Source organism: Cupriavidus sp. GW822-FHT06G04 (assembly GCF_058799075.1).
Genome location: NZ_JBXALD010000011.1, coordinates 135,058 through 161,246 on the forward strand (window position 1 = coordinate 135,058; position 26,189 = coordinate 161,246).

Consider the following 26,189-nt stretch of genomic DNA (forward strand, 5'->3'; position numbering starts at 1 on the left):
AATGCCCGACAGGCGTTCCCTTTCGAGCGCCATGCGCACCGGTGCAAACGAGCGGCGGTGATGCGGGGTCGCGCCGTGCTCCTCGAGCGCGGCAAAATGCTGCGGCGTGGGATATCCAAAATGGGAATCGAATCCGTACTGCGGATATTCCTCGTGCAGCGCGAGCAGATTACGGTCCCGCGCCACCTTGGCCAGGATCGATGCCGCGGAAATCGCCCGCACCTTGGCGTCGCCTTTGACAATTGCCTCGACCGGATATGCCACTTGCGGGCAGCGATTGCCATCCACCTGTACCAGATCGGGAATAACACCGCTGGCGGCAAGGCCCTGCACCGCGCGCTGCATGGCCAGCATCGAGGCGTGAAGAATATTGATCGAATCGATTTCCTCAACCGTGGCGAAGGCAATATGCCACCCGAGCGCATGTTCGCAAATCCGCTCGAACAGGCTCTCGCGCTTGGCCGCCGTCAGGATTTTCGAATCGGCCAGACCGCGAATCTGCCGTTTGGGATTCAATACGACCGCTGCCGCATAAACGGGACCGGCAAGCGGTCCGCGCCCCGCTTCGTCCACGCCGCACAGGTGTTGAATGACGGCGACCGTCTGCGTCAGTTCCAACCCCATTTGTGGCGATTCATCGGATTTTGCACGCGGCATCAGCGCACTCCCCGGGCACGCATTAGATCGACGACCACGCCCGCAGCCAGATTAGCGGTGTCCCGTTTCAGCGTTTCATGCATCGCGGTGAAATGTTCGCGCAGAAAGGCGATATTCCCTTCGTCATTCAGTTGCAAAAGCGTTTCGCGCGCCAGTGCCTCCGGCGTTGCGTCATCCTGCAACAGCTCCGGGACGACAAAACGCCCTGAAAGGATATTAGGCAGTCCGACGTAAGGAAGGTAACCCTGCCGCTTCATGATCTGCGCAGTCAGCCAGGGCACCTTGTACGAAATGACCATGGGCTTTTTGTACAGCGCGGCTTCCAGCGTTGCGGTGCCGCTTGCGAGCAGCACGACATCCGAAGATTCCATCGCCAGGTGCGACTGTCCATCCACAATCGTCAGCGCGATCTCGGGATAGCGCGCGTGCAGCTCTTGCACGATTTCGCGCAATGCAGCATTGGCAGCGGGCAACACGAATGCCAGATTGCCGTCCATGCGCTGCATGCGCGCCATGGCATCGAAAAACGTGGCGCCAAGATTGCGGACTTCGGACTGGCGGCTACCGGGTAATACCGCGACGATTCGCTTGCCTTCCGGCAATCCCAGTTTTGCACGGGCGCCGGCCACGTCGGGCACCATTGGAATTACGTCAGCCAGCGGATGACCGACATAAGTAGCCGGAATTCCAGCCTTGGCATAGATTTCCGGCTCAAACGGAAACAGACAAAGAATATGGTCGACGGCGCGCGCAATGGTGCGAATACGACCGGCCCGCCAAGCCCAAATCGAAGGGCTGACAAAATGCACGACCGGGATCCCCGCGCGCCGCAGCGGCACTTCCAGCCCGAAATTGAAATCGGGCGCGTCGACACCGATGAAACACAATGGCGGCTGCGCCAGCAATTGCTCGCGAATCGCGCGGCGCGTGGCAAGAATTTCGCGCAGCGACCCGAGCACTTCGACATAACCATTGACCGACAGCGTTTCCATCGGCCAATGCGAGACAAAGCCCTGCGCCTGCATGCGACGTCCGCCAATGCCGGCGAACTCCACCGAGTCGCCGAGTCGCGCGTGCAGCCCTTCCAAAAGTAGCGAAGCCAGCAGATCGCCGGAGGCCTCGCCGGCCACCATGGCAATCTTGCCGCGTTTGTTCACGTTGGCTTCCACTTCCGCGGGAAGCGCGGCCTGGACGGCGGCGTCAATCATGTCCGGCGCGGATCAGCGAACGATGCCGCGCTGCGTCGCGGACAGAAATTCCACGAACGACTGCAGCGGCGCAGCGGTGACGGCGTCCGACTGGCCCAGCAGCGCCGAAATTTCCTGGCGCGCATCGTCGAAGCTCAAATCCGATTTGTACAGCAGCTTGTAAGCCTGCCGCAGCGCGGCGATCTGCGCCGCATCGAAACCGCGCCGACGCAGACCTTCGACATTGATGCCATGGGGCGTGGCCTTGTTACCGCTCTTGTCGCTCGCCGCGATCACGAACGGCGGCACGTCCTGGACCAGCGCCGACGCGCCGCCCAGCATGGCGTGCGCACCGATCCGCACAAACTGATGCACGCCGCTCATGCCACCAAGGATCGCCCAGTCGCCAACCTCGACGTGACCGGCAATCTGCGCATTGCTCGAAAAGACCGTGTGATTTCCCACGCGGCAGTCGTGCGCAATATGCACGTAGGCCATGATCCAGTTGTCATGGCCCAGGCTGGTGACGCCGCGGTCCTGGACCGTGCCGGTATGAATGGTCGTGAATTCCCGGATCGTATTGCGATCGCCAATCTCGAGTCGGGTGGGCTCGTTGGCGTATTTCATGTCCTGCGGAACGCCGCCCACCGACGCGTACGGGCCGATGCGGTTCCCTTCCCCAATCGTGGTGTGGCCTTCGATCGTGGAGTGCGAGCCGATTCGCGTGCCGCTGCCAATCCGCACATTGGGGCCGACGATCGAAAACGGACCGACTTCCACATCGGAAGCGAGTTCAGCCTTCGGATCGACCAGTGCGGTGGGATGGATTTGCGTCATACGTCGTGTCCTGTGGTGTCTCGGTTCTGCTCGATGCAGCGCATCAGGCTTCGGCTTGCTTGACCGTGCACATCAGTTCGGCTTCGCACGCCACCTCGCCGTCCACGGTGGCGCTGGCCTTGAATTTCCAGATGCCGCGAATATAGCGCTCGACGGTCACGTTCAAATGCAGCTGATCGCCGGGATAAACGACACGCTTGAAACGCGCGCCGTCGATACCGACGAAGTAATACAGCGCGCCTTCCTTGCGCTCCATGTCGGCACCGAACGTCAGCAGTCCTGCCGACTGGGCCAGCGCTTCCAGAATCATGACGCCGGGCATTACCGGTTGTTCCGGAAAATGCCCCATGAAGTACGGCTCGTTGATCGTCACGTTCTTCAGGGTCTTGATCCGCTTCTGCGGTTCAAATTCCAGCACGCGGTCAACCAGCAGGATCGGATACCGATGCGGTAGCAGCTTAAGGATCTTGCGGATGTCGATGTCGGAGGCTGTCATGATGATTTCTCTTCGTCTTGTTTGCTATTGGCCCCGGTGGATGCGCCGCGTAGCCGACGCTCCAGTTGAACGACTCGCTCGCGTAACTTCGACAAGCCGCGCACGATGGCGGCATTGCGCTCCCATTCGCCGTGAGACGTGAATGGAAAGACGCTTGTGAAATGCCCACCGGGCTTTGTAATCGATTTGGTAATCGACGTGCCGCCCGAAACCGTGGTTCGGTCGGCGATATTCAAATGGCCGGAAAAATTGGCGGCGCCCCCGATCACACAGAACTTGCCGATCTTCGTGCTGCCCGAAACTGCCGCCGTACCCGCGATGACCGTATGCGCGCCGACATGCACGTTGTGCGCAATCTGCACCTGGTTATCGATCTTGCACCCGTCCTCGATCACGGTGTCTGCCATCGCCCCACGGTCCACGCAGGTGTTCGCCCCGATTTCCACGTCGTTGCCCAGCACGGCCCGGCCGACCTGCGGGATCTTGACGTACTCGACTCCAGTCGGACCGATATCGGGCGCAAAACCAAAGCCGTCCGCACCGATCACCGCCCCGCTGTGCAGGATGTTGCGCGCACCGACCACGCAACGATGATAGACAGAAACGTTTGCGTAGATGAGCGTATCTTCGCCGATCTCCGCGCCTGCGCCGATAAAGGCATTTGCCAGAATCCGCACACGTTCGCCCAGCTTGGCGCCGGCTTCAATGACGACATTGGGGCCGACAAAGCAGGATGCGGGCACCGATGCATCGGCGGCTACGCTGGCGCGCGGGTCGATGCCCACACGCGGGTCGGTATTCGCCTCACGATCGAAACGCTGCGCGACACGCGCGAAACACACGTACGGATTACGCGCGATCAGCCAGTTGCGGCCGTCGGACGTCCCTTCGGCACGAATGCGGTCGAGATCCGAAGGCGACACGATAATGGCGCCGGCCTTCGATGCCAGCGCCTGTGTCAGGTACAGGGGATTCGAAAGAAACGAAAGATCGCCTGGACCAGCCTGGTCGAGCGGCGCCAGGCCGCTCACAGCCAGGTCGGGATCACCCACAACCTGCGCGCCGTTCTCGGTGGCGAGCTGACCCAGTGTGGGTGTCTTCATGGCAGTACTTCCTTGAAAAACGTAAGCGAGAGACCAGTGCGTCGCCGCTTACTTGCCCGAGCCGCTATTGAGCGCCTTCATCACGTCGTCCGTGATGTCGATGCGAGGGTTCACATAAACGGCTTCCTGCACAATCAGGTCGTACTTGCGCTGCTCGGCCAGTTGGCGGATCACGCGGTTGGCGCGTTCCAGAACCTGCGCCAGTTCTTCGTTGCGGCGCTGGTTCAGGTCCTCGCGGAATTCGCGCTGCTTGCGCTGGAATTCGCGGTCGAGATCGGCCACCTCGCGCTGACGGCGCTGCCGATCGGAATCCGCCAGTACGGCAGTGTCCTTGTCCAGCTTGTCCGCCATGGCCTTGATCTTCTGCGCCATGTCCTGCAACTCGCGGTCACGCTTGGAAAACTCCTGCTCAAGCTTGACCTGCGCCGCCTTGGCGGGCTGCGAGTCACGCAGAATACGTTCCGAGTTCACCGCGGCAATACGAGCCTCCTGCGCCATCGCCGGGGCTGCCACGCAAAAGGCCGCAGCGGCCAGCGCGGCCGCGCTCAGGGATTTCATCAATGGAGTATGGAGTTTCATCAAACAAATCCTTTTTGGGGATCAGAACGCGGTACCGATCTGGAACTGGAAGCGTTGAACCTTGTCGTTCTCGTCCTTCTTCAGCGGGAAACCCATGCTGACCTTGAGCGGGCCGATTGGCGACAGCCACGACATACCGAAACCAGTCGAGTACTTCAAATCGCTGAACGAAAGCGGCGCACCTTCCTGATAGACGTTACCGAAATCGAAGAATGTAAAGAGGCGCAGCGTGCGATCGACACCCGAGCCCGGCAGCGGGAACACGAATTCCACGTTACCGATCATCTTCGAGGCACCGCCCACCGGGTTGCCATTCTGGTCCTTCGGTCCCAGCGTGCTGGTCTGGTAACCGCGCACCGACCCGATACCGCCGGCGTAGAAGTACTTGAACACCGGGAACGGCGTGTTGCCGTAGCCATGACCGTAGGCCACTTCGCCGTTGAACGCCAGCGTGAAGGCTTTCGAGAGCGGATAGAAATACTGCTGCTGGAAGCTGGCGCGATAGTACTGCGTATCGCCGCCGGGCACGCCGATTTCCAGGTTGGCCTGGGTGTAGGGGCCCTTGGTCGGGATCAGTGCGCTGTCGCGACGGTCACGCGCCCAGCCGATCGTGAACGGGAAGTTGTTGATCGGATCGCCGCTGGCCTTGCCCACCTTCTGCAGCCACGCCGTGTACTGGCTCGGCGTATTGGTCGAGGTGTACACCTGCGTACGCTCGTAACCGATGCCGAAGAACACCGTGTCGTTTTCAGAGAACGGCACACCAAACTTGAAGCCGCCGCCGGCCGAAACGATCTTGTAGTCCTCGTCGCCGGTGTAATACAACGGGCGCGACGTACGGTAGTAGATATCCGTCGAACGGCTAATGCCATCCACGGTGAAATACGGATCGTACTGGGTCAGCGCAATAGTACGGAACGACTTGGCCGTGTTGACATCGAGGCCCAGGCTCGTACCCGAACCGAACACGTTGTCCTGACGCAGACCCGCCTGCAGCACGAGCTTGTCGGTCGACGAAAAACCGAGACCCAAGCTGATCTGGCCGGTCGGCTTTTCGGTAACGTTCACGTTCACGTCGACCTGATCGGGCGCGCCGGGCACGTCCTCGGTCGTAATGTTGGTGTCGGTGAAATAGCCGGTACGATTGATACGCGCCTGCGATTGCGTGAGCTTCTCGCTATCGAACCAGGAGCTTTCCATCTGGCGCATTTCCCGACGCACCACCTCGTCGCGCGTCTTGCTGTTGCCGACCACGTTTACGCGGCGCACATACACGCGGCGTCCCGGATCGACCATCAGCGTTAGCGCAACCTCGCGCTTTTCCTTGTCGATTTGCGGCTGCGGGTTGATCGTCGTGAAAGCGTAGCCGTAGGTGCCAAGCAGGTCGGTGATCGATTTCGTGCTGGCAGTGAGTTTCTCGGACGAGAAAATATCGCCCTTCTTCAACTGCAGCAGTTTCTCCATTTCCTCCTGCTTGCCCAGCAGTTCGCCCGCCAGACGGATGTCGGATACCTTGAACTGCTCGCCTTCGTTGATATTCAACGTCAGGTAGATATCCTTCTTGTCCGGCGTGATCGAGACTTGAGTCGACTCGATCTGGAATTCCAGATAACCGCGATTGAGGTAGTACGAACGCAGCGCTTCCAGGTCGGCCGTGAGCTTCTGCTTCGAGTAAAGATCGTTCTTGGTGTACCAGGACAGCCAGTTGGGCGTGGACAGCTGCATTTCGTCGCGCAGCGTGCTTTCCTTGAAAGCCTTGTTGCCGACGATATTGATCTGGCGGATCTTGGCGACCGGGCCCTCTTCCACATTGAAGACGACCGAGACGCGATTGCGGTCGACCGGCGTCACCGTGGTCTGCACTTCGGCGGCATAGTAGCCGCGCGCCACATACTGGCGCTTCAGCTCTTGCTCGGCCTTGTCGATCAGCGCCTTGTCGTAGTAACGCGCCTCGGCCACGCCGACGGCCCGCAGGGAACGGCGCAGCGTGTCCTTGTCGAATTCCTTGATGCCGACGAACTCGAGCTGCGAGATGCCCGGGCGTTCCTCCACCTGCACCACCAGCACGCCGTCCTCGGCGCGGATCTGCACGTCCTTGAAGAAGCCGGTATTGTAGAGGGCGCGAATCGCGTCGGCGCCCTTGTCGTCGGTGAAGGTTTCGCCGACGCGAACCGGGAGATAACCGAACACGGTACCCGGTTCCACGCGCTGCAGGCCTTCAACGCGAATGTCCTTGACCACAAACGGATCCGCGGCCCAGCCCGCCGGGCTCCACGCCGCGATAATGGCACTCGTCAGCAAGCCCAGCGAGATGCGCTTATTTCTGATCAAAGTCGATCCCCTCTTCCTCATCGATTTCATGCAGGGTAATGGCTCCAATGCCATTTGCAGCTACGCCTGATAATGCCGGCAGTACCGATCTGCTCCGATGGATACATGCCCATCGGAATACGACTGCCCCCGGCCGACTTACGCTTCTGGCTGCGCGAAACTAGCCGCGCGCAAGAAACAGTCGGCTGACGTCATTGAACAAAGCGAGTGAAGTCAGGAGCAAGATGCACGCGATGCCGACCTTCTGCAGCATCGCTTGCCAGTGGTCTGGTACAGGCCTGCCAGTCAAAAATTCCACGCAATAATACAGCAAATGCCCCCCATCCAGCACCGGAATGGGTAACAAATTCAGTACACCGAGGCTGACACTGACCAGCGCAAGAAAGCTGATGAAAGGCTGCCAGCCCATATGGGCGGCGCGTCCAGCGTAGTCGGCGACGGTCAGCGGACCGCTGAGATTCTGCAGGGACGCCTGCCCCACCAGCATCTTGCCGAGCAGTTTCAACGACAGGACGCTGGTGCTCCAGACTTGGTCCGTCGCGCGCGCCAGTGCCTGTACCAGCGGATATCGCACGATCTCGGTCCGCACGGCCTGATTCAGCGCGGCGCCGAGCTTGCCCACCGTGGCTGCCGGCGCGCCGCTCTGGTCAGGCTTGCCGCCGGCGGAGGCGTCCAGCTTGACTGTGACGTTCAACCGTTGCCCGGCGCGCTCGATGCCCAGTACGACGTCCTGGCCCGGCCGGGCGCGCACGCCGCGAATCAGGTCACCGGCTTGTGTCAAGGGCTGGCCCTGCCAGGCGACGATCGTATCGCCGGCTTTCAGCCCGGCCCGCTGGGCCGCGGAATCGGGCACGATTTCGGTAATGGTGACCGGGCCGCCCTTGAGCGCCAGGCCCAGCGTGGCGAGCGGATCGATCTCCGGATTGCTTCCCGTGTCCGGCAGGCGGCCCAGAGCGACATCGCGCTCTCCGCCATCGCTGCCGCGCACGCGCAAGGTGGCGCTGGTATCGCCGAACCCGCGCGAAAAAATCGCCATGCGCAGGTCATTCCAGGACCGCACGGCTTCTTCCTGGCCATTGGCTGCCAGGGACAGCACGGTGTCGCCGTCGCGCACGCCGCCTTGCGCAGCCACGGTGCCCGCCGCCGGCGCGGCAAGCTCGGGCACGGGCTCCCGCACCCCACCGGCGAACAACACCATATACAGCGCGATGGCCAGCGCGAAATTCGCCAGCGGGCCGGCCGCCACGATCGCAAAACGCTTGCCGACCGGTTGCCGGTTGAACGCGCGTGGCAGCTCAGCGGCGTCGATGGGCGGATCGGTTTCGGGGTCCCGCTCGCGCTCGTCGAGCATTTTGACGTAGCCGCCGAGCGGAATCGCGGCCAGCGTCCATTCCGTGCGGTCACGCCCCTTGCTGACCCAGCGCGCCAGGGGCCGGCCAAAACCGATCGAAAAGCGGAGCACTTTGACGCCGCACGCGCGCGCGGCCAGGTAGTGCCCCATCTCGTGCACGAAGATCAGGATGCAGAGGGCGACGACGAACGCGATAACGGTTTGCATGGCAATTCACCCTTTCCAGATCCGGCCGCGCCGCACAGCGGTCAACGGCCAGCCAATTGTTGCAGCATGGCCTGCGCGGAGCGGCGTGCTTCGCCATCTGCCGCCAGGACGCCTTCGAGCGAATCTGCCGAGCCTTGCACGGGCTCCTCCAGTACATCGGCCACCACGCGCGCGATATCGGTGAAACGAATCCGTCCCGCCAGAAAAGCATCCACTGCGATCTCGTTGGCCGCGTTCAGCACCGCCGGCGCCAGACCGCCTGCGCGCAGTGCATCAAAGGCTAATCCGAGACACGGGAATCGTTCAAGGTCAGGAATCTCAAAATGAAGACCGCCGGCCACCGTGAGATCCAGCGGGGTCACGCCCGAATCGATGCGTTCAGGGTACGCCATGCCATACGCGATCGGCGTACGCATATCCGGGTTACCCAATTGCGCCAACACCGAACCGTCCGCATAGGCAACCATGGAATGGACGATGCTCTGCGGATGGATCAGCACCTCGATGCGGTCGGCCGGCGCGCCGAACAACCAGTGGGCCTCAATCACTTCCAGCCCTTTGTTCATCATGGTGGCCGAATCGACCGAAATCTTGCGCCCCATCACCCACTTGGGATGCGCGCACGCCTGATCGGGCGTGATGTCGTGCAGCGTGGACGGGTCGCGCGTGCGGAAAGGCCCTCCGGACGCGGTCAGCAGCACTTTCGACACGCCGGCACCGTAACGCGGGTCGGAGGTCGGCAAGCACTGGAAAATCGCGTTGTGTTCGCTGTCGATGGGCAGCAGGGTCGCACCATGTTCACGCACCGCATCCATGAAGATGCCCCCCGACATCACCAACGATTCCTTGTTGGCCAGCAGCACCCGTTTGCCCGCGCGCGCGGCGGCCAGCGAGGAACGCAGGCCGGCGGCGCCGACGATGGCGGCCATCACGGCATCGGTTTGCGGATCCGCGGCAATCGATTCGAGCGCCTCGGGGCCGTATTCGACTTGCGTGTCGAGGCCAGCGGAGCGCAGTCTGGACGCGAGGTCGGCCGCGGCATCGGCCGATCCGACCACGGCGCGGGCAGGCCGGAACTCGACGCAAGCGGCGGCCAGCTTTTCAACCTGCCGGTGCGCGCTGAGCGCGTGCACGGTATAGCGGTCCGGGTGGCGCCGAACGACGTCGAGCGTGCTTTCGCCGATGGAGCCCGTGGCGCCCAGGATCGTAATACGTTGCATAGAACCAGATGAATTCAGTTGTGATCAGACCCAGGCCAGCAGCAATGCGGCCAGGGGAAATACCGGAATCAGCGCGTCGATGCGATCCAGAACCCCGCCATGACCGGGCAGCAGCCGGCTGCTGTCCTTCATGCCGGCCTGCCGCTTGAGCAGCGATTCGAACAGGTCGCCAACAACGCTGGCAGCCACCAGCAGGGTGGTGAGCGCAACCAGGAAGAGCAGTCCCCCGTGGTCCGCCATGAGCGAATACCAGGTCGGTGCAAACGCATGAGTGGCGGCAAGCCCCAGAGCGAGCGACGTTGCCAGCAGCCAGCCGCCAATCGCGCCTTCCCATGATTTGCCCGGGCTGATGGTCGGCGCCAGCTTGCGGCGGCCGATCGCCTTGCCAACGAAATATGCGCCGATATCAGCCGCCCAGACCAGCACGGCGGCCGTCAGCAGCACGCCGATGCCGGCCACGCGCAACGCCATGACGGCATGGCCGAACGCGGGGAGCATGATGAGGCCGAGCACAGCGCCCAGCACCGTGAAAGCGGGCGTCGGCTGGCGCACGCCGCGCGCCAGCAGCATGACTGCCACACCCCACGCCACCAGCGACAGTTCAAGCAGCCAGTTGATGGCATCGCCGGCGGGAGCCAGATGCCAGCCGATCATCGCCAGCAGGCAAAGCACCGCATAGACGTAGGGCCATGGATGCGGCAGCTTGATCAGGCGCCCGAATTCCCAGCCGGCCAGCAACACGATGACTGCCACCAGCACGGCAAGCGCCGTGGGCGGCGCCAGAAACAGAATGGGCAGGATCAACAGCAACAGGCATACGGCGGTGATGACGCGGGTAAGTAGCATGCGGCTGCGGGTCCCGTGATGGTGTGAAGGGTACGGCGACGATGGCTCAGGCCGTTCCGGACAGGCCGGGAGCCACCAGTTGCGCGCTGGTCCGTCCAAAGCGGCGTTCGCGCTGACGGTACGACGCAAACGCCTTGTCCAGTTCGGCAGCGTCGAAATCTGGCCAGAACGTCTCCGTGAAATACAACTCGGTATAGGCGAGCTGCCAGAGCAGGAAATTGCTGATGCGCTGCTCGCCACCGGTGCGAATGAACAGGTCTGGCTCCGGTGCATAGGCCATCGCCAGGTGCGGCGCCAGCACCGATTCGTCGATCGACTCGCTGTCGAGCATGGGCGACCGGGCCAGCATCTTGCGCATGGCCTGCAGCAGATCCCAACGCCCGCCGTAATTGGCGGCGATGGTCACGGTCAGACCCGTGTTGGCCGCGGTGCGGGCCTCCGCATCCTTGATCAGTTGCTGGATGCGCGGGCTGAAGCGGCTGAGATCGCCCACCACTCGCAAGCGGATGTTATTTGCGTGCATCTTGACCACTTCGCGACGCAACGCGGTCATGAACAGCCGCATCAGAAAGGACACTTCGTCCACCGGGCGGCGCCAGTTTTCGGAACTGAACGCAAATAACGTCAAATACTGCACGCCGCGCGCGGCGCATGCCTGCACGATCTCGCGCACTGTGTCGAGGCCGCGCGTATGACCGGCCACGCGCGGCAAGTGACGCTGCGTCGCCCAGCGACCGTTGCCATCCATGATGATGGCGACGTGTCTGGGCACATAAGTGGTATCTGGAACGCCGAGCGTCGAACTGATGTGCTGCATGGATGTGCGGACGGTATCGGGCAACCCGGCGGCAAGCCGCCGGGACGGCCTTACACCGTCATGATCTCCTTCTCTTTCTCGCCGACCAGCCTGTCGATCTCGGCCACGTATTTGTCCGTCAGCTTCTGAACGTCATCGACACCGCGACGCTCGTCGTCCTCGGAAATGGTCTTGTCCTTGACCAGCTTCTTGAACTGTTCGTTGGCGTCGCGACGCAGGTTGCGGACGGCGACCTTCGCACCTTCCGCCTCGCTCTTGACCACCTTGATCAGTTCCTTGCGGCGCTCTTCGGTCAGCGCCGGCATCGGCACGCGGATCACGTCGCCCATGGTGGCGGGATTCAGACCCAGGTCCGCATCACGGATGGCCTTTTCCACGGCCTGCACCATCTTCTTTTCCCACGGCTGCACGGTGATCGTGCGCGCATCGCCCAGGCCAACGTTGGCCACCTGGCTGATCGGCACGGGCGAACCGTAATAATCCACTTGCACATGGTCGAGCAAGCCGGTGTGCGCACGGCCGGTACGGATTTTCGCCAGATCGGCCCTGAAGGCTTCGATCGACTTCTGCATCTTCTGCTCGGCGCTCTTCTTTGTGTCGGCGACGGTCATGTTTACCTCCGGAAAACTGCCTGACAGGATCCCGCCGGGCGGGATCGAAAATGGAACATTCTACCCTCAGGCCGGACAGAATCTTCATTCTGCCGCGGCCAAAAGCACTTAAACGTGCACCAGCGTACCTTCGTCCTCACCCAGGATCACGCGCTTGAGCGCGCCGGGCTTGACGATCGAAAACACCTTGATCGGCAGCTTCTGGTCGCGGCACAGCGCGAACGCGGTGGCGTCCATGACCTGAAGGTTGCGCGAAATGGCTTCGTCGAAGGAAATCGTGGTGTAGCGCGTTGCGCTGGGGTCTTTCTTGGGATCGGCCGTGTAGACGCCGTCCACCTTGGTGGCCTTGAGGACGATTTCGGCGCCGATTTCCGAGCCGCGCAGCGCGGCGGCCGTATCGGTCGTGAAGAACGGATTGCCGGTGCCGGCCGCAAAGATCACCACCTTGCCCTCTTCCAGTTGACGGATGGCGCGAGGACGGATGTACGGCTCCACCACCTGGTCCATGCGCAGCGCGGACTGGACGCGGCCCTCGATGTTGGCGTGACGCATGGCATCCTGCAGCGCCAGCGCGTTCATCATGGTGGCCAGCATGCCCATGTAATCGGCAGTGGCGCGGTCCATGCCGGCCGCACCGCCGGCCACGCCGCGGAAAATATTGCCGCCGCCGATCACGACGGCAACCTGGACGCCCAGCTTCACGATTTCGGCAATGTCATTGACCATGCCTTCGATAGTGGCCCGGTTGATGCCGAAGGCATCGTCACCCATCAGGGCTTCACCGGACAGTTTCAGAAGGACGCGCTTGTAGGCTGGCATGTTCACCCTCGGGCTGGTTCTTGATCGTTCGTTTGAACGGATGGATGGGCGCGGGCGGCACGAAGCATCTGCGCACCGGCCGCGCATGAATATGGAATGCTTGACAGCTGATTAGCCGGTTTTCGCCGTCATCTGCAGGTATCGCGCGACTAAAATCCCGCAAACTGCCGGTGACTGCGAAAACTGACTGACATCGCGCCAGGCGCGTGCCGTACTTGTGCAGAGGGGCACCTCGCGGCGCCCCTCGGCATTATACGGTGGCGGGATCAGTGCTCCTCGGCAAACTGGCCCGCCACCCGGACATCAGGCCTTCTGGGCGGCTGCCACTTGGGCGGCCACTTCGGCGGCGAAGTCGTCCTGCTTCTTCTCGATGCCTTCACCCACCACGTACAGCGTGAAGCCCTTCACGACGGTGTTGGCGGCCTTGAGCATCTGCTCGACGGTCTGCTTGTCGTTCTTCACGAACGGCTGGTTCAGCAGCGACACTTCCTTCAGATACTTCTGAACCGAACCTTCCACCATCTTGGCGGCGATCTCGGCCGGCTTGCCCGATTCGGCAGCCTTTTGCTCGGCGATGCTGCGCTCCTTGGCGATCAGCTCGGCCGGCACCTGGTCCGACGACAGCGACACCGGCTTCATGGCGGCGACGTGCATCGCCACATCCTTGGCGGCCACGTCATCGCCTTCGAACTCGACCATCACGCCGATGCGGGTGCCGTGCAGGTACGACGCCAGCTTGCCGCCATTGGCATAACGCACGAAGCGGCGGATCGTCATGTTTTCGCCGATCTTGCCGATCAGCGCCGAACGCACTGCATCGACAGTCGAACCGTCCATTTCCAGCGCCGACAGCGCGGCCACGTCGGCCGGAGCCTGCTTGGCGACCAGTTCGGCAACCTTGGCGCCGAAGCCCAGGAAGTCGTCGTTCTTCGAAACGAAGTCGGTTTCGCAGTTCAGCTCGACCAGCGCGCCGGTGGTGCCGTCGATGTAGGTGACGACAATGCCTTCGGCGGTCACGCGCGAAGCGGCCTTGCTGGCCTTGTTGCCCAGCTTGACGCGCAGCAGCTCTTCAGCCTTGCCCAGATCGCCATCGGCTTCGGTCAGGGCCTTCTTGCATTCCATCATCGGCGCGTCGGTCTTCGCGCGCAGTTCTGCAACCATGCTTGCGGTAATTGCCGCCATTTGTCACTCCTTGTGTGGTTGGCCTCATCCGCGGCAAAGCTTATCCGCCACGGATGACACTGAATCTGTTTGCAAAAAGGGGGCGCCAGAAGTGCCCCCTTTCTTGGATGCCGCAAGGCGAGCGCCCGTGGCCGGTGTGCCCCGGCCTCAGGCGCAGGCGGGCAATCAGCCTTCCTGAACTTCGACGAATTCGTCGTCGCCGCGCACGGCTTCCACCACTTCCTGCACCGCGTTGGCACGGCCTTCCAGGATGGCGTCAGCCACGCCGCGCACGTACAGGGCCACAGCCTTGCTCGAGTCGTCGTTGCCCGGGATCACGTAGTCGATGCCTTCCGGGGTGTGGTTCGTATCGACCACGCCGATCACGGGAATGCCCAGCTTGTTGGCTTCGGTCACGGCAATCTTGTGGTAGCCGACGTCAACCACGAAGATGGCGTCCGGAACGCCGCCCATGTCCTTGATGCCGCCGATGGACTTTTGCAGCTTGTCCATTTCGCGCTCGAACATCAGCGCTTCCTTCTTGCTCATGGTTTCCAGCGCGCCGGCTTCCTTGGCGGCTTCCATGTCCTTCAGGCGCTTGATCGAGATCTTGACGGTCTTGAAGTTCGTCAGCATGCCGCCGAGCCAGCGGGCGTCGACGTAAGGCATGCCGGCGCGGCCAGCTTCTTCAGCCAGGATTTCGCGCGATTGACGCTTGGTGCCCACGAAAAGCACGGTGCCGCGGTTTGCAGCCAGTTGACGCACGTACTTCAGCGCGTCCTGGAACATCGGCAGGGTCTTTTCGAGGTTGATAATGTGGATCTTGTTGCGATGACCGAAGATGTAAGGGGCCATCTTCGGGTTCCAGAAGCGGGTTTGGTGGCCAAAGTGGCAACCGGCTTCCAGCATTTCGCGCATAGTCACGGACATGTGAGGGACTCCAATAGGGTTGTGTCTGAAGTCCGCCCCGACATTCCTGAAAAGGAACACCCCGGATGGGCGGACCAGCGATTTACAAAAAACGACCAATCAACAACATTTGCCGGCGAACTGCCCAATCAATTCGGGACCGCCACCAAGCAAGCCCACGATTGTAGCAACAAAGCCATGGTCTGCTCAAGCCCTGCTTGCAACCCGAAGAACCCCCTGCGAGCTTTAGTCAATCGACGAATCCCCGTATTTCCCTGCTTTCTCGTCACGAAGGTGAGATAATCCCGCTTTGCGAACAGATTTCGGCACAGCGTGTGGCTGCGCCATCACATTTCCAGGCAACGCAGCATGAGTATCCATATCAACACCGCCGAAGACATCGCCCAAATGCGCGTGGCTTGCCGCCTTGCCTCCGAAGTCCTCGACTACATCACGCCCCACGTGAAGCCCGGTGTCACCACCGGCGAACTCGACAAGCTCTGCCACGCCTATATGCGTGACGTACAGGGCACCGTGCCGGCGCCGCTGAACTACGCGCCGCCCGGATACCCGCCCTTCCCGGGCGCCATCTGCACTTCCGTCAACGACGTGATCTGCCACGGCATCCCCGGCGACCGCGTGCTCAAGAGCGGCGACGTGGTGAACCTGGACATCACGGTAATCACCAAGGAAGGCTACTACGGCGACACCAGCCGCATGTTCGTGGTCGGCGAAGCCTCGATCCTGGCCAAGCGCCTGTCGCAGATCACCTATGAATGCATGTGGAAGGGTATCCAGCAGGTGCGCAACGGCGCGCGCCTGGGCGATATCGGGCATGCCATCCAGGTTCACGCGGAAGGCGCGGGCTACAGTGTGGTGCGCGAGTACTGCGGCCACGGCATCGGCAAGGTATTCCATTCCGATCCGCAGATCCTGCACTATGGCCGTCCCAACACCGGCATGGAAATCAAGACCGGCATGATCTTCACGGTCGAGCCGATGATCAACGCCGGCAAGCGCGACATCCGCACGATGCCGGACCAATGGACGGTAAAAACGCGCGACCGCAGCCTGTCGGCGCAGTGGGAACACACGGTGCTGGTGACCGAAACCGGCTACGAGGTGCTCACGCTGTCGGCGGGCTCGCCCGTGCCGCCGGCCTTTATCACAGACACTGTCGCGGCCTGATCCCGCATCCACGCCAGGGCGCCCACCAAGGCGCCCTTTCTTCTTCCAGCCGTGCCCACGAACTTGCCCGCCTACCCCATGGACACCACGCCGGAATTGCTGCTCTGCCAGCGCATTCGCGACAAGCTCAAGGCCGACAAGCAGGCCCTGTTCGCTGATTTCGACGTCACCAATCAGGTCACGCCGCTGGTGACCAGGCTGCGCCGCGCCGTCGACGCCGCACTGGTGGAAGCGTGGACGAGCCTGGAATTGCCGGCCAGCGCCGCGCTGGTGGCCGTGGGTGGCTATGGCCGCGGCGAGCTGTTCCCGTATTCCGACGTTGACGTGCTGCTGTTGCTGCAAGCCGAGCCTGACGCCGACACGGCCGCCCGGCTCGAGCGCTTCATCGGCCTGTGCTGGGATCTGGGCCTGGAAATCGGCTCGTCGGTGCGTACGGTCGACGACTGCATCCGCGAGTCGGCGGCGGACATCACCATCCGCACGTCCTTGCTCGAAGCCCGGCTGCTGACCGGCAACAAGCCGCTGTTCCAGGCCATGCAGACGCGCTACCTGGCCGATATGGACGCCGCCGATTTCTTCCAGGCCAAGCTGTTGGAACTGCGGCAGCGCCACGCCAAGTATCAGGACACGCCCTACGCGCTGGAACCGAACTGCAAGGAAAGCCCGGGCGGATTGCGCGATCTCCAGGTCATCCTGTGGATGACCAAGGCAGCGGGCCTCGGCGACAGCTGGAAAGAGCTTTTCGAGCGCGGCCTGCTGACCGAGCGCGAATCGCAGGAACTGGCGCGCAACGAACGTCTGTTGCGCACGATCCGCGCGCGCCTGCACCTGCTGGCCGGGCGGCGCCAGGACGTGCTCGTGTTCGACTTGCAGACTGCGCTGGCCGAAGCGTTCGGCTATCGTCAGACCACGCACAAGCGCGCCAGCGAACAGTTGATGCGGCGCTATTACTGGGCCGCCAAGGCGGTGACGCAGCTCAACAGCGTGCTGCTGCTGAACATCGAGGCGATGCTGTTCCCGAGCGAATCGAAGGTGACGCGCGTCATCAACGAACGCTTCGTCGAACGCCAGGGCATGCTGGAAATCACCAGCGACGATCTGTACGAACAGAATCCGCACGCGATCCTGGAAACGTTCCTGCTGTACGAGCGCACGCCGGGCGTGAAGGGGCTGTCGCCGCGCACGCTGCGCGGGCTGTACAACGCGCGCACCGTGATGGACGCCAGTTGGCGCAACGACCCGGTCAACCGCAAGCTTTTTCTGGCCATCGTGCAGGAACCGCAAGGCATCACGCATGCGCTGCGCCTGATGAACCAGACCAGCGTGCTGGGCCGCTATCTGATCAACTTCCGCCGCATCGTCGGCCAGATGCAGCATGATCTGTTCCACGTCTACACCGTGGATCAGCACATCCTGATGGTGGTGCGCAACATGCGCCGCTTTGCCATCGTCGAGCACACGCACGAATTTCCGTTCTGCAGCCAGTTGATGGCCAGCTTCGACCGACCGTGGGTACTCTGGGTGGCGGCGCTGTTCCATGACATCGCCAAGGGCCGCGGCGGCGATCACTCCAAGCTCGGCACCGTCGATGCTCGGCGCTTCTGCAAGCAGCATGGCATTTCGCGCCAGGACACCGACCTCATCGCGTGGCTGGTGGAAAATCATCTGACGATGAGCCACGTGGCGCAAAAGCAGGACATGACCGATCCCGAGGTGGTCAAGGCGTTTGCGCAGGTGGTCGGCAACGAACGCTACCTGACGGCCTTGTACCTGCTCACGGTCGCCGATATCCGCGGCACCAGCCCGAAGGTCTGGAATGCGTGGAAAGGCAAACTGCTGGAAGACCTGTACCGCATCACGCTGCGCGTGCTGGGCGGCGCGCAGCTCGATCCGCATTCGTTGTGGGCGCAGAAGCGCGATGACACGATCGCGCAGTTGCGCCTGAAGGCGTTCGATCCCGAACTGGCCAAGCCGCTGTGGAACAAGCTCGACATGTCGTTCTTCATGCGCCACGATGCGCGCGACATCGCCTGGCTGACGCGGCACCTTTTCAACCAGGTCGATGCGGTCGAGCCGGTGGTCAAGGCGCGCATCTCGCCGGCCGGCGAAGGGCTGCAAGTCGTGGTCTACGTCAAGGACCAGCCCGACCTGTTCGCGCGGATCTGCGGATATTTCGAACGCAAGGCCTTTTCGATCCAGGACGCCAAGATCGAGACCACGCGCGATGGTTACGCGCTCGACACCTTCCAGATCACCGATCCCGGCCTGGACGGCGACTATCGCGACATCCTCGCGCTGGTCGAGCACGAACTGGCCCAGCACGTGCGCCAGGAAAGCCCACTGCCCGACCCCACCCAGGGCCGGCTGTCGCGCCAGTCGCGCAGCTTCCCCATCAAGCCGCGCGTCGATTTGCGTCCCGACGAACGCGGCCAGTATTACCTGCTGTCGGTGTCCGCCAACGACCGCACCGGCCTGCTCTACGCCATCGCGCGGGTGCTGGCCAAACATCGCGTGTCCGTGCATTCGGCGCGCATTAATACGCTCGGTGAACGCGTGGAAGACGTGTTCCTGGTCGACGGCTCGCGCCTGACCGCCGACAACCGATTGCAGATTCAGCTTGAACAGGATTTGCTCGACGCGCTGGCCATCTGACTCTTCCGATGGCCAGCGCATGAGCGCTTGGAACGATATGACCGATAGCACCCCTCCCGGCCGCAAGACGCTGGGCATCAAGACCACCTCCCCCTCCGACGCACCGCGCAAGGCGAAGCGGCCTGTACGCGTATCGGACTTGAACCGCAAGCGCGTCCAGGACGTGGTCACGGGCATCAAGCAAGCCAAGGAGCGCGCATCCGAAAAGGAAAAGCGCAAGCCCGCGGAAGGCGCGCCGCGCCCGGAACGCCAGGCCCGCCCAGCGCGCCCACGTCCGGCCGAAGGGGAACGCGCGCCACGTCGTTACAGCGATGAAAATCGCGCCGAACGTCCGCGTCGCTTCGACGACCAGAATCAGACCGACCGTCCACGCCGCTTCGCAGGCAACGAAGGCGCAACCGATCGCCCGCGTCGTTACGGCGATGACAATCGCGCCGAACGTCCGCGCCGCTTCGACGACCAGAATCAGGCCGACCGGCCGCGCCGATTTGCCGGCAACGAAGGCGCAACCGATCGTCCGCGCCGCTACGGCGATGACAATCGCGCCGAACGTCCGCGTCGCTTCGACGACCAGAACCAGTCCGACCGGCCGCGCCGATTCGCAGGCAACGAAGGCGCAACCGACCGTCCGCGCCGCTTCGCAGGCAGCGAAGGCGCAACCGATCGCCCGCGTCGTTACGGCGATGACAATCACGCGGAGCGTCCGCGCCGATTCGCAGGCAACGAAGGCGCAACCGATCGCCCGCGCCGTTACGGCGATGACAATCGCGCCGAACGTCCGCGTCGCTTCGACGACCAGAACCAGACCGACCGGCCGCGTCGCTTCGCCGGCAACGAAGGCGCCACTGATCGCCCGCGCCGTTACGGCGATGACAACCGCGCCGAGCGTCCGCGTCGCTTCGACGACCAGAACCAGGCCGACCGGCCGCGCCGCTTCGCCGGAAACGAAGGCGCAACCGATCGCCCGCGTCGTTACGGCGATGACAATCGCGCCGAACGTCCGCGTCGCTTCGACGACCAGAACCAGACCGACCGTCCGCGTCGCGATGACAACGGCCCGCGCCGTGGTGCTGCGCCGGCGCGTCGCTTCAGCGACACCGCAGACCGCGCCCGCCCGGTGCGCACCGAGCGCGACGATCGCCCGGCGCCGCGTCCCGCCGCTGCGCAGGCGCCAGCAGAGCCGCGCGACGACGGTCTCGTCCGTCTTTCCAAGCGCATGTCCGAAATGGGCCTGTGCTCGCGGCGCGAAGCCGACGAGTGGATTCCGCGCGGCTGGGTGCTCGTCGATGGCAAGCCGATCACCGAGCTCGGCACGCGCGTGCGCCCCGATGCGGAAATCGAAATCCTGCAGGAAGCGCGTTCGGAACAAGGCGAGCGCGTGACCGTGCTGCTGAACAAGCCGATCGGCTACGTGTCGGGCCAGGCCGAGGACGGCTACGAGCCCGCCGCCGTGCTGTTCGCGCCTGAAAACCAGTGGGAAAACGATCCCACGCGCAAGCGCTTTGCGCCGTGGCAGCGCAAGAATCTGGCCCCGGCAGGCCGGCTCGATATCGACTCCACGGGCCTGCTCGTGCTGACGCAGGACGGCCGCATCGCGCGCGCCCTGATCGGCGACGATTCCAATGTCGAAAAGGAATACTTGGTGCGCGTCGTGTGGGAATCGCCGCAGGGCCCGGTCGAGCGCAATATCAGCGCAGTATTTCCTGAGGACCTGCTCGAACGGCTGCGTTTTGGCCTGTCGCTCGATGGCGTGCCGTTAAAGCCGGCCAAGGTGAGCTGGCAGAACGAGGAACAGCTGCGTTTTGTGCTGCGCGAAGGACGCAAACGCCAAATCCGCCGCATGTGCGAACAGGTGGGACTGAAGGTAGTCGGCTTGAAGCGTGTGCGCATGGGCCGCATCGTGCTGGGCGATCTGCCGCCGGGCCAATGGCGCTTCCTGGGCGCGTTCGAAAAATTCTGACGCCTTGCCGACCGCCGTGCACCGCCGCCCGCGGCGCACGGCGCGACGCTTCGAATGCTCAGGCCGGCTGTGCGATGTCGCGCAGCGCCGGCAGCTTGCGCAACGCCGCCTCGGCGTGCTCGTCGGCCGGCACATAGACCAGCAGCCGTGCTCCATTACGCGGCGCGGTCCAGAAATTCGTCTGGGTCAGGTTGAACGGCCCAGTCGCGGGATGCGTAAAGCCTTTTACGTGGTTCTGAATGCCCCGCACCTGATAGCGCTGCCATAAGCCGCGAAAACGGTCCGACGCCGCCATGTAGCGCGTAAGCTGTGCCTCCCACAGCGGATCCTGCACGTGCTCGGCCATCGCCGCGCGATACAGCGCGACCATATGGCAGATCATGCCTTCCCAATCGATCACCGCGCTGCGCCAGCCCGGGTGCGTCAGCGCCAGGTAAATGCAATTGCGGTCTTCGGGCGGCAGGCGCGGAATATCGACGCCCAGCAGCCGGCAATACGCGTCGTTGTGCGCCACGATGTCGAATCGCGCGTTCTGCACCAGCGCCGGAATCGGATCGAGCTGGTCGAGCAGACGCTGCACGGTGATCGATACAGTTTCGCAAGCAGCCGTGCCCGCCAGGGCCGACGGACGTTGCAGACCAGCCAGCGTGAACAGATGATCGGTTTCCGATGCCGAGCACTGCAGCGCCGCCGCCACCGCGTTCAGCACCTTTGGCGAAACGCGAATGGGGCGACCCTGTTCGAGCTTGGTGTACCAGGTGATGCCGATGTCAGCCATCGCTGCCACTTCCTCTCGCCGCAAGCCCGGCGTGCGGCGGCGTCCGATCCGCGACAAGCCAAGCCGCGCCGGATCGAGGCTTTCGCGGCGTGCGCGCAGGAACGCGCCAAGTTCAGCCTCACGGCCCGTCGCCGCAATGGCCTCGTGTGAGTCGAGATCCGAATCCAATAACGATGAAGGGTCCTGGCGGGCGTTCACGATGCTTCACTCCTGCATAGCCTGACACTTTTTATACCAGTCTAACTGGACTCTTGTACCAGTCTGGATGGGTGACCATACTCCGGACCTCAAGCTTTGTCGAGGTCCTCCATGCGCACCCCACCCGCTACCGTTTCCACTGCAACGCCGGCTGCCACGCCAGCATCGACTACCGCCACGCCGACGCTTGGCCCCGGCGGTCTCTACGTGCTGCTGGCCGGACAACTGTTGCCGCAGATCGATTTCTCCATCGTCAACGTCGCACTGCATCCCATCGAGCACGGCCTGCATGCCAGTGCGACCGAGCTGGAACTGCTGGTGGCCGTCTATGGCGTGGCCTTCGCCGTCTGTCTGGCGATGGGCGGGCGGCTTGGCGACAACTTCGGCAGGCGCCGGATCTTCAATCTGGGAGTGCTGCTGTTTGGCATCGCCTCGCTGCTATGCGGCGTGGCCGGATCGATGCCGATGCTGCTCGGTGCGCGGCTGCTGCAAGGCGCGGCGGCCGCGCTGTTGGTGCCACAAATCCTGGCGACGATCCACGTCGGCCTGCGTGGTGCGTCGCACGCGCGTGCGCTTGCTCTGTTTGCGTCGGTGGGCGGCATCGCGTTCATCATCGGGCAGGTGCTGGGCGGTTTCCTGGTCGACGCCGACATTGGCGGGCTCGGCTGGCGCAACGCCTTCCTGATCAACCTGCCCGTCTGCGCGGCGATTCTCGCGCTTTCGCCGCGCGTGATTCCGGAAACGCGCCGCGACAATGCAGCCGGCGTCGACGTGCCCGGTACCACGCTGCTGGCCATCATCATCCTGGCGATTCTGCTGCCCATTTCGATGGGGCCGATGTTCCACTGGTCGTGGCCGTTGCTGGCGGTGCTGATGTCCGCCGCACCGCTTACGCTATGGCTGTGGCGCGTTGAACTGCGCCAGGAGCGGCGCGGCGCCCACCCCCTGCTGCCGCCTTCGCTGGTACGGCTGCCGAGCGTGCGCTTCGGCTTTATCGTGGCGATCCTGTTCTATGCGTGCTGGAGCGGTTTCATGTTCGTTCTGGCGCTGGCGTTGCAGGGCGGCGGCGGCATGACGCCGACCATGGCTGGCAACGCGTTCATTCCGCTGGGCTTGGCGTTTTCGGTCACCGCCTTGCAGAGTCCGCGCATCGTGAATTGGCTGGGCCGCACGCGCGTGCTGGTGTGCGGTTGCCTGATCCAGATGGCCGGTATGGCGGCGCTGGCCTGGACGCTGCGCCATGTCTGGCCGCATCCGGACCTGCTGAACCTGGCGGCGCCGACCATGCTGATTGGCGTGGGCAATGCGATGGTGGTGGGCTGCTTCTACCGCATCGGTCTGGCGGATATTCCGCCCGAACACGCCGGTGCGGGCAGTGCCGCACTGGCAACGGTGCAGCAGGCTGCGCTGGGATTGGGCTCCGCGCTGTTGGGCTCGGTATTCGCCCAGTCGCTCCATCATGGCGGCGGCTATCTCGACGCCACGTTGGCCAGCCTGGGCGCGGAACTGTGCGTGATGACGATCCTGGTGGCCGCGGCGCTGGTTTATCACACGCGCCACGGCCAACCGGTGCAGGCGCGCTGCGCCGCCGCCCCGGCTCAGTCGTCGTAGTTGGCCGGCAACTCCGGGAACAGCACTTCCGTAAAGCCAAAGCGCGTGAAGTCCTGGATCCGCATCGGATACAGCACGCCGATCAAATGGTCGCACTCGTGCTGTACCACGCGCGCGTGGAACCCCTCGGCCACGCGGTCGATCGGATTGCCCAACAGGTCGAATCCCGAATAGCGCAGGCTGACATGACGCGGCACTACGCCGCGCATGCCGGGCACCGACAGGCACCCTTCCCAGCCCTCCTCCATGTCGTCGGACAGCGGTTCGAGCACCGGGTTGATCAGTACCGTCTTCGGCACGGTGGGCGCGTCCGGATAACGCGGATTACGGTCGAAGCCGAAAATCACCACCTGCAGGTCCACGCCGATCTGCGGCGCGGCAAGCCCGGCGCCGTTGGCATGTTCCATCGTGTCGAACATGTCGTCGATCAGCACCCGCAACTCGGGCGTATTGAAGTGCGTCACGGGCCGCGCCTTCTGCAACAGCCGCGGATCGCCCATCTTGAGAATCTCGCGAATCATTGCGCGTCTCCGGTTTGCACTGCAGCGGAATCGGCCAGCAGTTTCAACATGCCGTCCTCGTCGAGTACCGGCACGCCAAGCGCCTGCGCCCGCTCGAGCTTGCTGCCGGCCTCGGCGCCCGCCACGACATAGTCGGTTTTCTTCGAGACCGATCCGGCCACCTTAGCGCCGGCCGCTTCGAGCCTTTCCTTGGCGTCCTCGCGCGACATCGTCGGCAAGGTGCCGGTCAGGACGATTGTCTTGCCCGCCAATGGCAGCGGCACGCGCGCGGCGGGCTCGGATTCCGGCCAGTGTACGCCGGCGGCGCGCAGCTGTTCGATCACCTCGACGTTGTGGGCCTCGGCCAGGAAGTTCGCGATCGACTGCGCCACCACGGGCCCCACATCGTTGACTTCCAGCAAGGCGGCTTCGTCGGCGGCCAGCAGGTTGTCGAGCTTGCCGAAATGCTTGGCCAGATCCTTTGCCGTGGCTTCGCCCACGTGTCGGATGCCGAGCGCAAAAATAAAGCGATTCAGCGTGGTTTCGCGCGAAGCGTCGATCGCCTGCACGAGGTTGGCGGCCGACTTGTCGGCCATACGATCGAGCGCCGCCAGCTTGGCCACGCCGAGTTTGTATAGGTCGGCCGGCGTGCGCACGATGCCCTGGTCAACCAGTTGTTCCACCACCTTGTCGCCCAGGCCTTCGATATCCATGGCGCGGCGCTGCGCAAAATGCAGCAGCGCCTGCTTGCGTTGCGCCGCGCAGATCAGTCCGCCCGTGCAGCGCGCCACGGCCTCGCCTTCGAGCTTTTCGACATGAGATCCGCATACCGGGCACGCCGTGGGCATGACAAACGCCCGCGCGTCGGCGGGACGCCGCTCCAGCACCACCGCCACAACTTCGGGGATCACATCGCCCGCGCGGCGCACGATGACGGTATCGCCGATATGCACGTCCTTGCGGCGGATTTCGTCTTCGTTGTGCAGCGTGGCGTTGGTCACCGTCACGCCGCCGACAAACACCGGCGCCAGCCGCGCGACCGGCGTGATTGCGCCGGTGCGGCCCACCTGCACCTCGATATCCTCGACTGTGGTGGTCATTTCCTGGGCTGGAAACTTGTGCGCCAGCGCAAACCGCGGCGCGCGCGAGACAAAGCCCAGTTGCTCCTGCTCGGGAATCGCGTTGACCTTGTAGACCACGCCGTCGATGTCGTAGGGCAACTGATCGCGCCGCTGACCGATATCGCGGTAAAACGACAACAATCCTTGCGCGCCCCGCACCACGCGGCGCTCGTCGCAAACGGGCAGACCCATTGCGGCAAACCCGTCGAGCATTACGCTGTGCGTCGGCGGCCGGTCGGCGCCCTGCAGTTCACCGAGCCCATAGGCAAAGAACGACAGCGGACGCTTGGCCGTGATGCGCGGATCGAGCTGGCGCAGACTGCCCGCCGCAGCATTGCGTGGGTTGACGAACGTTTTCTCGTCCGCCTCGGCCTGGCGCGCGTTGAGCTTGTCGAATTCGGCGCGATACATGAACACTTCGCCGCGGACTTCCAGCACCGCTGGCGCCTTGCCGCGCAGCTTCAGCGGAATGGCCTTGATCGTGCGCACATTGGCGGTCACGTCCTCGCCGGTCTCGCCATCGCCACGCGTCGCGGCCTGCACCAGCTTGCCGTCCTCGTAGCGCAACGACATCGCCAGGCCGTCGAACTTCAGTTCGCACGAATACTCGACCGCGTTGTCGGCGGCATCGGCCGCGCCGAACAGATCGTCCGCGGGTGCTGCGGCGGCGGGCGCGCGGCCCAGCCCCTGCGCACAGCGCCTGTCGAAATTGATTACGTCCTCGTCTTCGAAGCCGTTGTTCAGCGACAGCATCGGCACACGGTGACGCACGGTGTCGAATGCCGACAACGGCGCCCCACCGACCCGTTGCGTGGGTGAATCGTCGGTCAGCAGATCGGGGTGTTCGGTCTCCAGCGCCTGCAGCTCGCTGAACATCGCGTCGTATTCGGCATCGGGAATCGTCGGCGCATCGAGCACGTAATACTGATGGCTATGGCGCTCGATTTCGGCGCGCAGCCATTGCACGCGCTGCGCCGGCGTCGCATCGGCGGGCAAAGCGCCGGCGGGCGCCACGGCCGGAGCCGGCGCGCCTGGGGTCTTGGCAGTCAT

The 26,189-nt window shown here is 63.5% G+C and carries 21 protein-coding genes and 1 pseudogene; 4 read left to right on the forward strand and 18 right to left on the reverse strand.

Annotated features, from left to right (window positions below; genetic code table 11):
• Positions 1 to 81: 81 nt before the first annotated feature.
• The 15 genes and pseudogenes from rnhB to rpsB all read right to left on the reverse strand — a co-directional run.
• Positions 82 to 657, reverse strand: a pseudogene (rnhB, locus tag AC1RKI_RS23100) (ribonuclease HII); the annotation flags it as partial.
• Positions 657 to 1,865, reverse strand: coding sequence for a lipid-A-disaccharide synthase (gene lpxB / locus AC1RKI_RS23105; RefSeq protein ID WP_492797320.1), 1,209 nt, complete (start codon positions 1,863 to 1,865; stop codon positions 657 to 659). The gene lpxB and the pseudogene rnhB, both read right to left, overlap by 1 nt.
• Before the next feature lie 12 nt (positions 1,866 to 1,877).
• Positions 1,878 to 2,681, reverse strand: coding sequence for an acyl-ACP--UDP-N-acetylglucosamine O-acyltransferase (gene lpxA / locus AC1RKI_RS23110; protein ID WP_061958373.1), 804 nt, complete (start codon positions 2,679 to 2,681; stop codon positions 1,878 to 1,880).
• Positions 2,682 to 2,724: 43 nt separating this feature from the next.
• Positions 2,725 to 3,177, reverse strand: a complete 453-nt coding sequence (fabZ, locus tag AC1RKI_RS23115; RefSeq protein ID WP_061958372.1) for a 3-hydroxyacyl-ACP dehydratase FabZ — start codon at positions 3,175 to 3,177, stop codon at positions 2,725 to 2,727.
• Positions 3,174 to 4,280, reverse strand: a complete 1,107-nt coding sequence (gene lpxD, locus AC1RKI_RS23120; RefSeq protein ID WP_061958371.1) for a UDP-3-O-(3-hydroxymyristoyl)glucosamine N-acyltransferase — start codon at positions 4,278 to 4,280, stop codon at positions 3,174 to 3,176. The genes fabZ and lpxD overlap by 4 nt, the downstream gene beginning before the upstream one ends.
• 48 nt (positions 4,281 to 4,328) lie before the next feature.
• Positions 4,329 to 4,859, reverse strand: coding sequence for an OmpH/Skp family outer membrane protein (locus tag AC1RKI_RS23125; protein WP_061958370.1), 531 nt, complete (start codon positions 4,857 to 4,859; stop codon positions 4,329 to 4,331).
• A gap of 21 nt (positions 4,860 to 4,880) precedes the next feature.
• Positions 4,881 to 7,190 carry an outer membrane protein assembly factor BamA gene (gene bamA, locus AC1RKI_RS23130; RefSeq protein ID WP_061958369.1) on the reverse strand — a complete coding sequence of 770 codons (2,310 nt, stop codon included), beginning with the start codon at positions 7,188 to 7,190 and terminating at the stop codon, positions 4,881 to 4,883.
• Between the two features lie 160 nt (positions 7,191 to 7,350).
• Complete coding sequence (gene rseP, locus AC1RKI_RS23135; protein ID WP_492797317.1) at positions 7,351 to 8,748, reverse strand: RIP metalloprotease RseP; 1,398 nt, start codon at positions 8,746 to 8,748, stop codon at positions 7,351 to 7,353.
• A 41-nt stretch (positions 8,749 to 8,789) separates the two neighbouring features.
• On the reverse strand, positions 8,790 to 9,968 hold the full coding sequence (gene ispC / locus AC1RKI_RS23140) for a 1-deoxy-D-xylulose-5-phosphate reductoisomerase (RefSeq protein WP_341249276.1): 1,179 nt from the start codon (positions 9,966 to 9,968) through the stop codon (positions 8,790 to 8,792).
• 24 nt (positions 9,969 to 9,992) lie between these two features.
• Positions 9,993 to 10,814, reverse strand: coding sequence for a phosphatidate cytidylyltransferase (locus AC1RKI_RS23145; RefSeq protein ID WP_061958366.1), 822 nt, complete (start codon positions 10,812 to 10,814; stop codon positions 9,993 to 9,995).
• Positions 10,815 to 10,860: 46 nt separating this feature from the next.
• Positions 10,861 to 11,631, reverse strand: coding sequence for an undecaprenyl pyrophosphate synthase (uppS, locus tag AC1RKI_RS23150; RefSeq protein ID WP_061958365.1), 771 nt, complete (start codon positions 11,629 to 11,631; stop codon positions 10,861 to 10,863).
• 50 nt (positions 11,632 to 11,681) lie between these two features.
• Positions 11,682 to 12,242, reverse strand: a complete 561-nt coding sequence (frr, locus tag AC1RKI_RS23155; protein WP_061958364.1) for a ribosome recycling factor — start codon at positions 12,240 to 12,242, stop codon at positions 11,682 to 11,684.
• Positions 12,243 to 12,350: 108 nt separating this feature from the next.
• Positions 12,351 to 13,061, reverse strand: a complete 711-nt coding sequence (gene pyrH, locus AC1RKI_RS23160) for a UMP kinase (protein ID WP_061958363.1) — start codon at positions 13,059 to 13,061, stop codon at positions 12,351 to 12,353.
• 303 nt (positions 13,062 to 13,364) lie between these two features.
• A complete protein-coding gene (gene tsf, locus AC1RKI_RS23165) occupies positions 13,365 to 14,243 on the reverse strand; it encodes a translation elongation factor Ts (RefSeq protein ID WP_061958362.1) in 879 nt (292 codons plus the stop codon).
• Between the two features lie 165 nt (positions 14,244 to 14,408).
• Positions 14,409 to 15,152, reverse strand: coding sequence for a 30S ribosomal protein S2 (gene rpsB, locus AC1RKI_RS23170; protein WP_061958361.1), 744 nt, complete (start codon positions 15,150 to 15,152; stop codon positions 14,409 to 14,411).
• A gap of 348 nt (positions 15,153 to 15,500) precedes the next feature.
• On the opposite strand from rpsB, the gene map reads away from it, so the two are divergent.
• The 3 genes from map (at position 15,501) to AC1RKI_RS23185 (ending at position 20,931) form a co-directional block, all read left to right on the forward strand.
• A complete protein-coding gene (gene map, locus AC1RKI_RS23175; RefSeq protein ID WP_061958360.1) occupies positions 15,501 to 16,319 on the forward strand; it encodes a type I methionyl aminopeptidase in 819 nt (272 codons plus the stop codon).
• A gap of 78 nt (positions 16,320 to 16,397) precedes the next feature.
• Positions 16,398 to 18,971, forward strand: a complete 2,574-nt coding sequence (locus tag AC1RKI_RS23180) for a [protein-PII] uridylyltransferase (RefSeq protein WP_150979214.1) — start codon at positions 16,398 to 16,400, stop codon at positions 18,969 to 18,971.
• 37 nt (positions 18,972 to 19,008) lie between these two features.
• Positions 19,009 to 20,931, forward strand: coding sequence for a pseudouridine synthase (locus AC1RKI_RS23185; RefSeq protein WP_492797313.1), 1,923 nt, complete (start codon positions 19,009 to 19,011; stop codon positions 20,929 to 20,931).
• Between the two features lie 58 nt (positions 20,932 to 20,989).
• Here AC1RKI_RS23185 and AC1RKI_RS23190 read toward each other — a convergent pair whose 3' ends face one another.
• Positions 20,990 to 21,907 (reverse strand): helix-turn-helix transcriptional regulator, encoded by a 918-nt coding sequence (locus tag AC1RKI_RS23190; RefSeq protein ID WP_492797311.1) that lies wholly within the window; start codon positions 21,905 to 21,907, stop codon positions 20,990 to 20,992.
• A 111-nt stretch (positions 21,908 to 22,018) separates the two neighbouring features.
• Here AC1RKI_RS23190 and AC1RKI_RS23195 point away from each other — a divergent pair, with 111 nt between their 5' ends.
• Entirely contained in the window at positions 22,019 to 23,518 is a 1,500-nt protein-coding gene (locus tag AC1RKI_RS23195) for an MFS transporter (RefSeq protein ID WP_492797309.1), read from the forward strand.
• Here AC1RKI_RS23195 and def read toward each other — a convergent pair.
• Both def and ligA read right to left on the reverse strand, forming a co-directional pair.
• Positions 23,506 to 24,039, reverse strand: a complete 534-nt coding sequence (def, locus tag AC1RKI_RS23200; RefSeq protein WP_404991090.1) for a peptide deformylase — start codon at positions 24,037 to 24,039, stop codon at positions 23,506 to 23,508. The genes AC1RKI_RS23195 and def overlap by 13 nt on opposite strands.
• Positions 24,036 to 26,189 carry an NAD-dependent DNA ligase LigA gene (ligA, locus tag AC1RKI_RS23205; protein WP_492797306.1) on the reverse strand — a complete coding sequence of 718 codons (2,154 nt, stop codon included), beginning with the start codon at positions 26,187 to 26,189 and terminating at the stop codon, positions 24,036 to 24,038. The genes def and ligA overlap by 4 nt, the downstream gene beginning before the upstream one ends.

Coding starts and splice junctions, on each gene's coding strand:
- lpxB (WP_492797320.1), bottom strand. CDS start 1,865: ATGATTGACGCCGCCGTCCAGGCCGCGCTTCCCGCGGAAGTGGAAGCC.
- lpxA (WP_061958373.1), bottom strand. CDS start 2,681: ATGACGCAAATCCATCCCACCGCACTGGTCGATCCGAAGGCTGAACTC.
- fabZ (WP_061958372.1), bottom strand. CDS start 3,177: ATGACAGCCTCCGACATCGACATCCGCAAGATCCTTAAGCTGCTACCG.
- lpxD (WP_061958371.1), bottom strand. CDS start 4,280: ATGAAGACACCCACACTGGGTCAGCTCGCCACCGAGAACGGCGCGCAG.
- AC1RKI_RS23125 (WP_061958370.1), bottom strand. CDS start 4,859: ATGAAACTCCATACTCCATTGATGAAATCCCTGAGCGCGGCCGCGCTG.
- rseP (WP_492797317.1), bottom strand. CDS start 8,748: ATGCAAACCGTTATCGCGTTCGTCGTCGCCCTCTGCATCCTGATCTTC.
- ispC (WP_341249276.1), bottom strand. CDS start 9,968: ATGCAACGTATTACGATCCTGGGCGCCACGGGCTCCATCGGCGAAAGC.
- AC1RKI_RS23145 (WP_061958366.1), bottom strand. CDS start 10,814: ATGCTACTTACCCGCGTCATCACCGCCGTATGCCTGTTGCTGTTGATC.
- uppS (WP_061958365.1), bottom strand. CDS start 11,631: ATGCAGCACATCAGTTCGACGCTCGGCGTTCCAGATACCACTTATGTG.
- frr (WP_061958364.1), bottom strand. CDS start 12,242: ATGACCGTCGCCGACACAAAGAAGAGCGCCGAGCAGAAGATGCAGAAG.
- pyrH (WP_061958363.1), bottom strand. CDS start 13,061: ATGCCAGCCTACAAGCGCGTCCTTCTGAAACTGTCCGGTGAAGCCCTG.
- tsf (WP_061958362.1), bottom strand. CDS start 14,243: ATGGCGGCAATTACCGCAAGCATGGTTGCAGAACTGCGCGCGAAGACC.
- rpsB (WP_061958361.1), bottom strand. CDS start 15,152: ATGTCCGTGACTATGCGCGAAATGCTGGAAGCCGGTTGCCACTTTGGC.
- map (WP_061958360.1), top strand. CDS start 15,501: ATGAGTATCCATATCAACACCGCCGAAGACATCGCCCAAATGCGCGTG.
- AC1RKI_RS23180 (WP_150979214.1), top strand. CDS start 16,398: ATGGACACCACGCCGGAATTGCTGCTCTGCCAGCGCATTCGCGACAAG.
- AC1RKI_RS23185 (WP_492797313.1), top strand. CDS start 19,009: ATGACCGATAGCACCCCTCCCGGCCGCAAGACGCTGGGCATCAAGACC.
- AC1RKI_RS23195 (WP_492797309.1), top strand. CDS start 22,019: ATGCGCACCCCACCCGCTACCGTTTCCACTGCAACGCCGGCTGCCACG.
- def (WP_404991090.1), bottom strand. CDS start 24,039: ATGATTCGCGAGATTCTCAAGATGGGCGATCCGCGGCTGTTGCAGAAG.
- ligA (WP_492797306.1), bottom strand. CDS start 26,189: ATGACTGCCAAGACCCCAGGCGCGCCGGCTCCGGCCGTGGCGCCCGCC.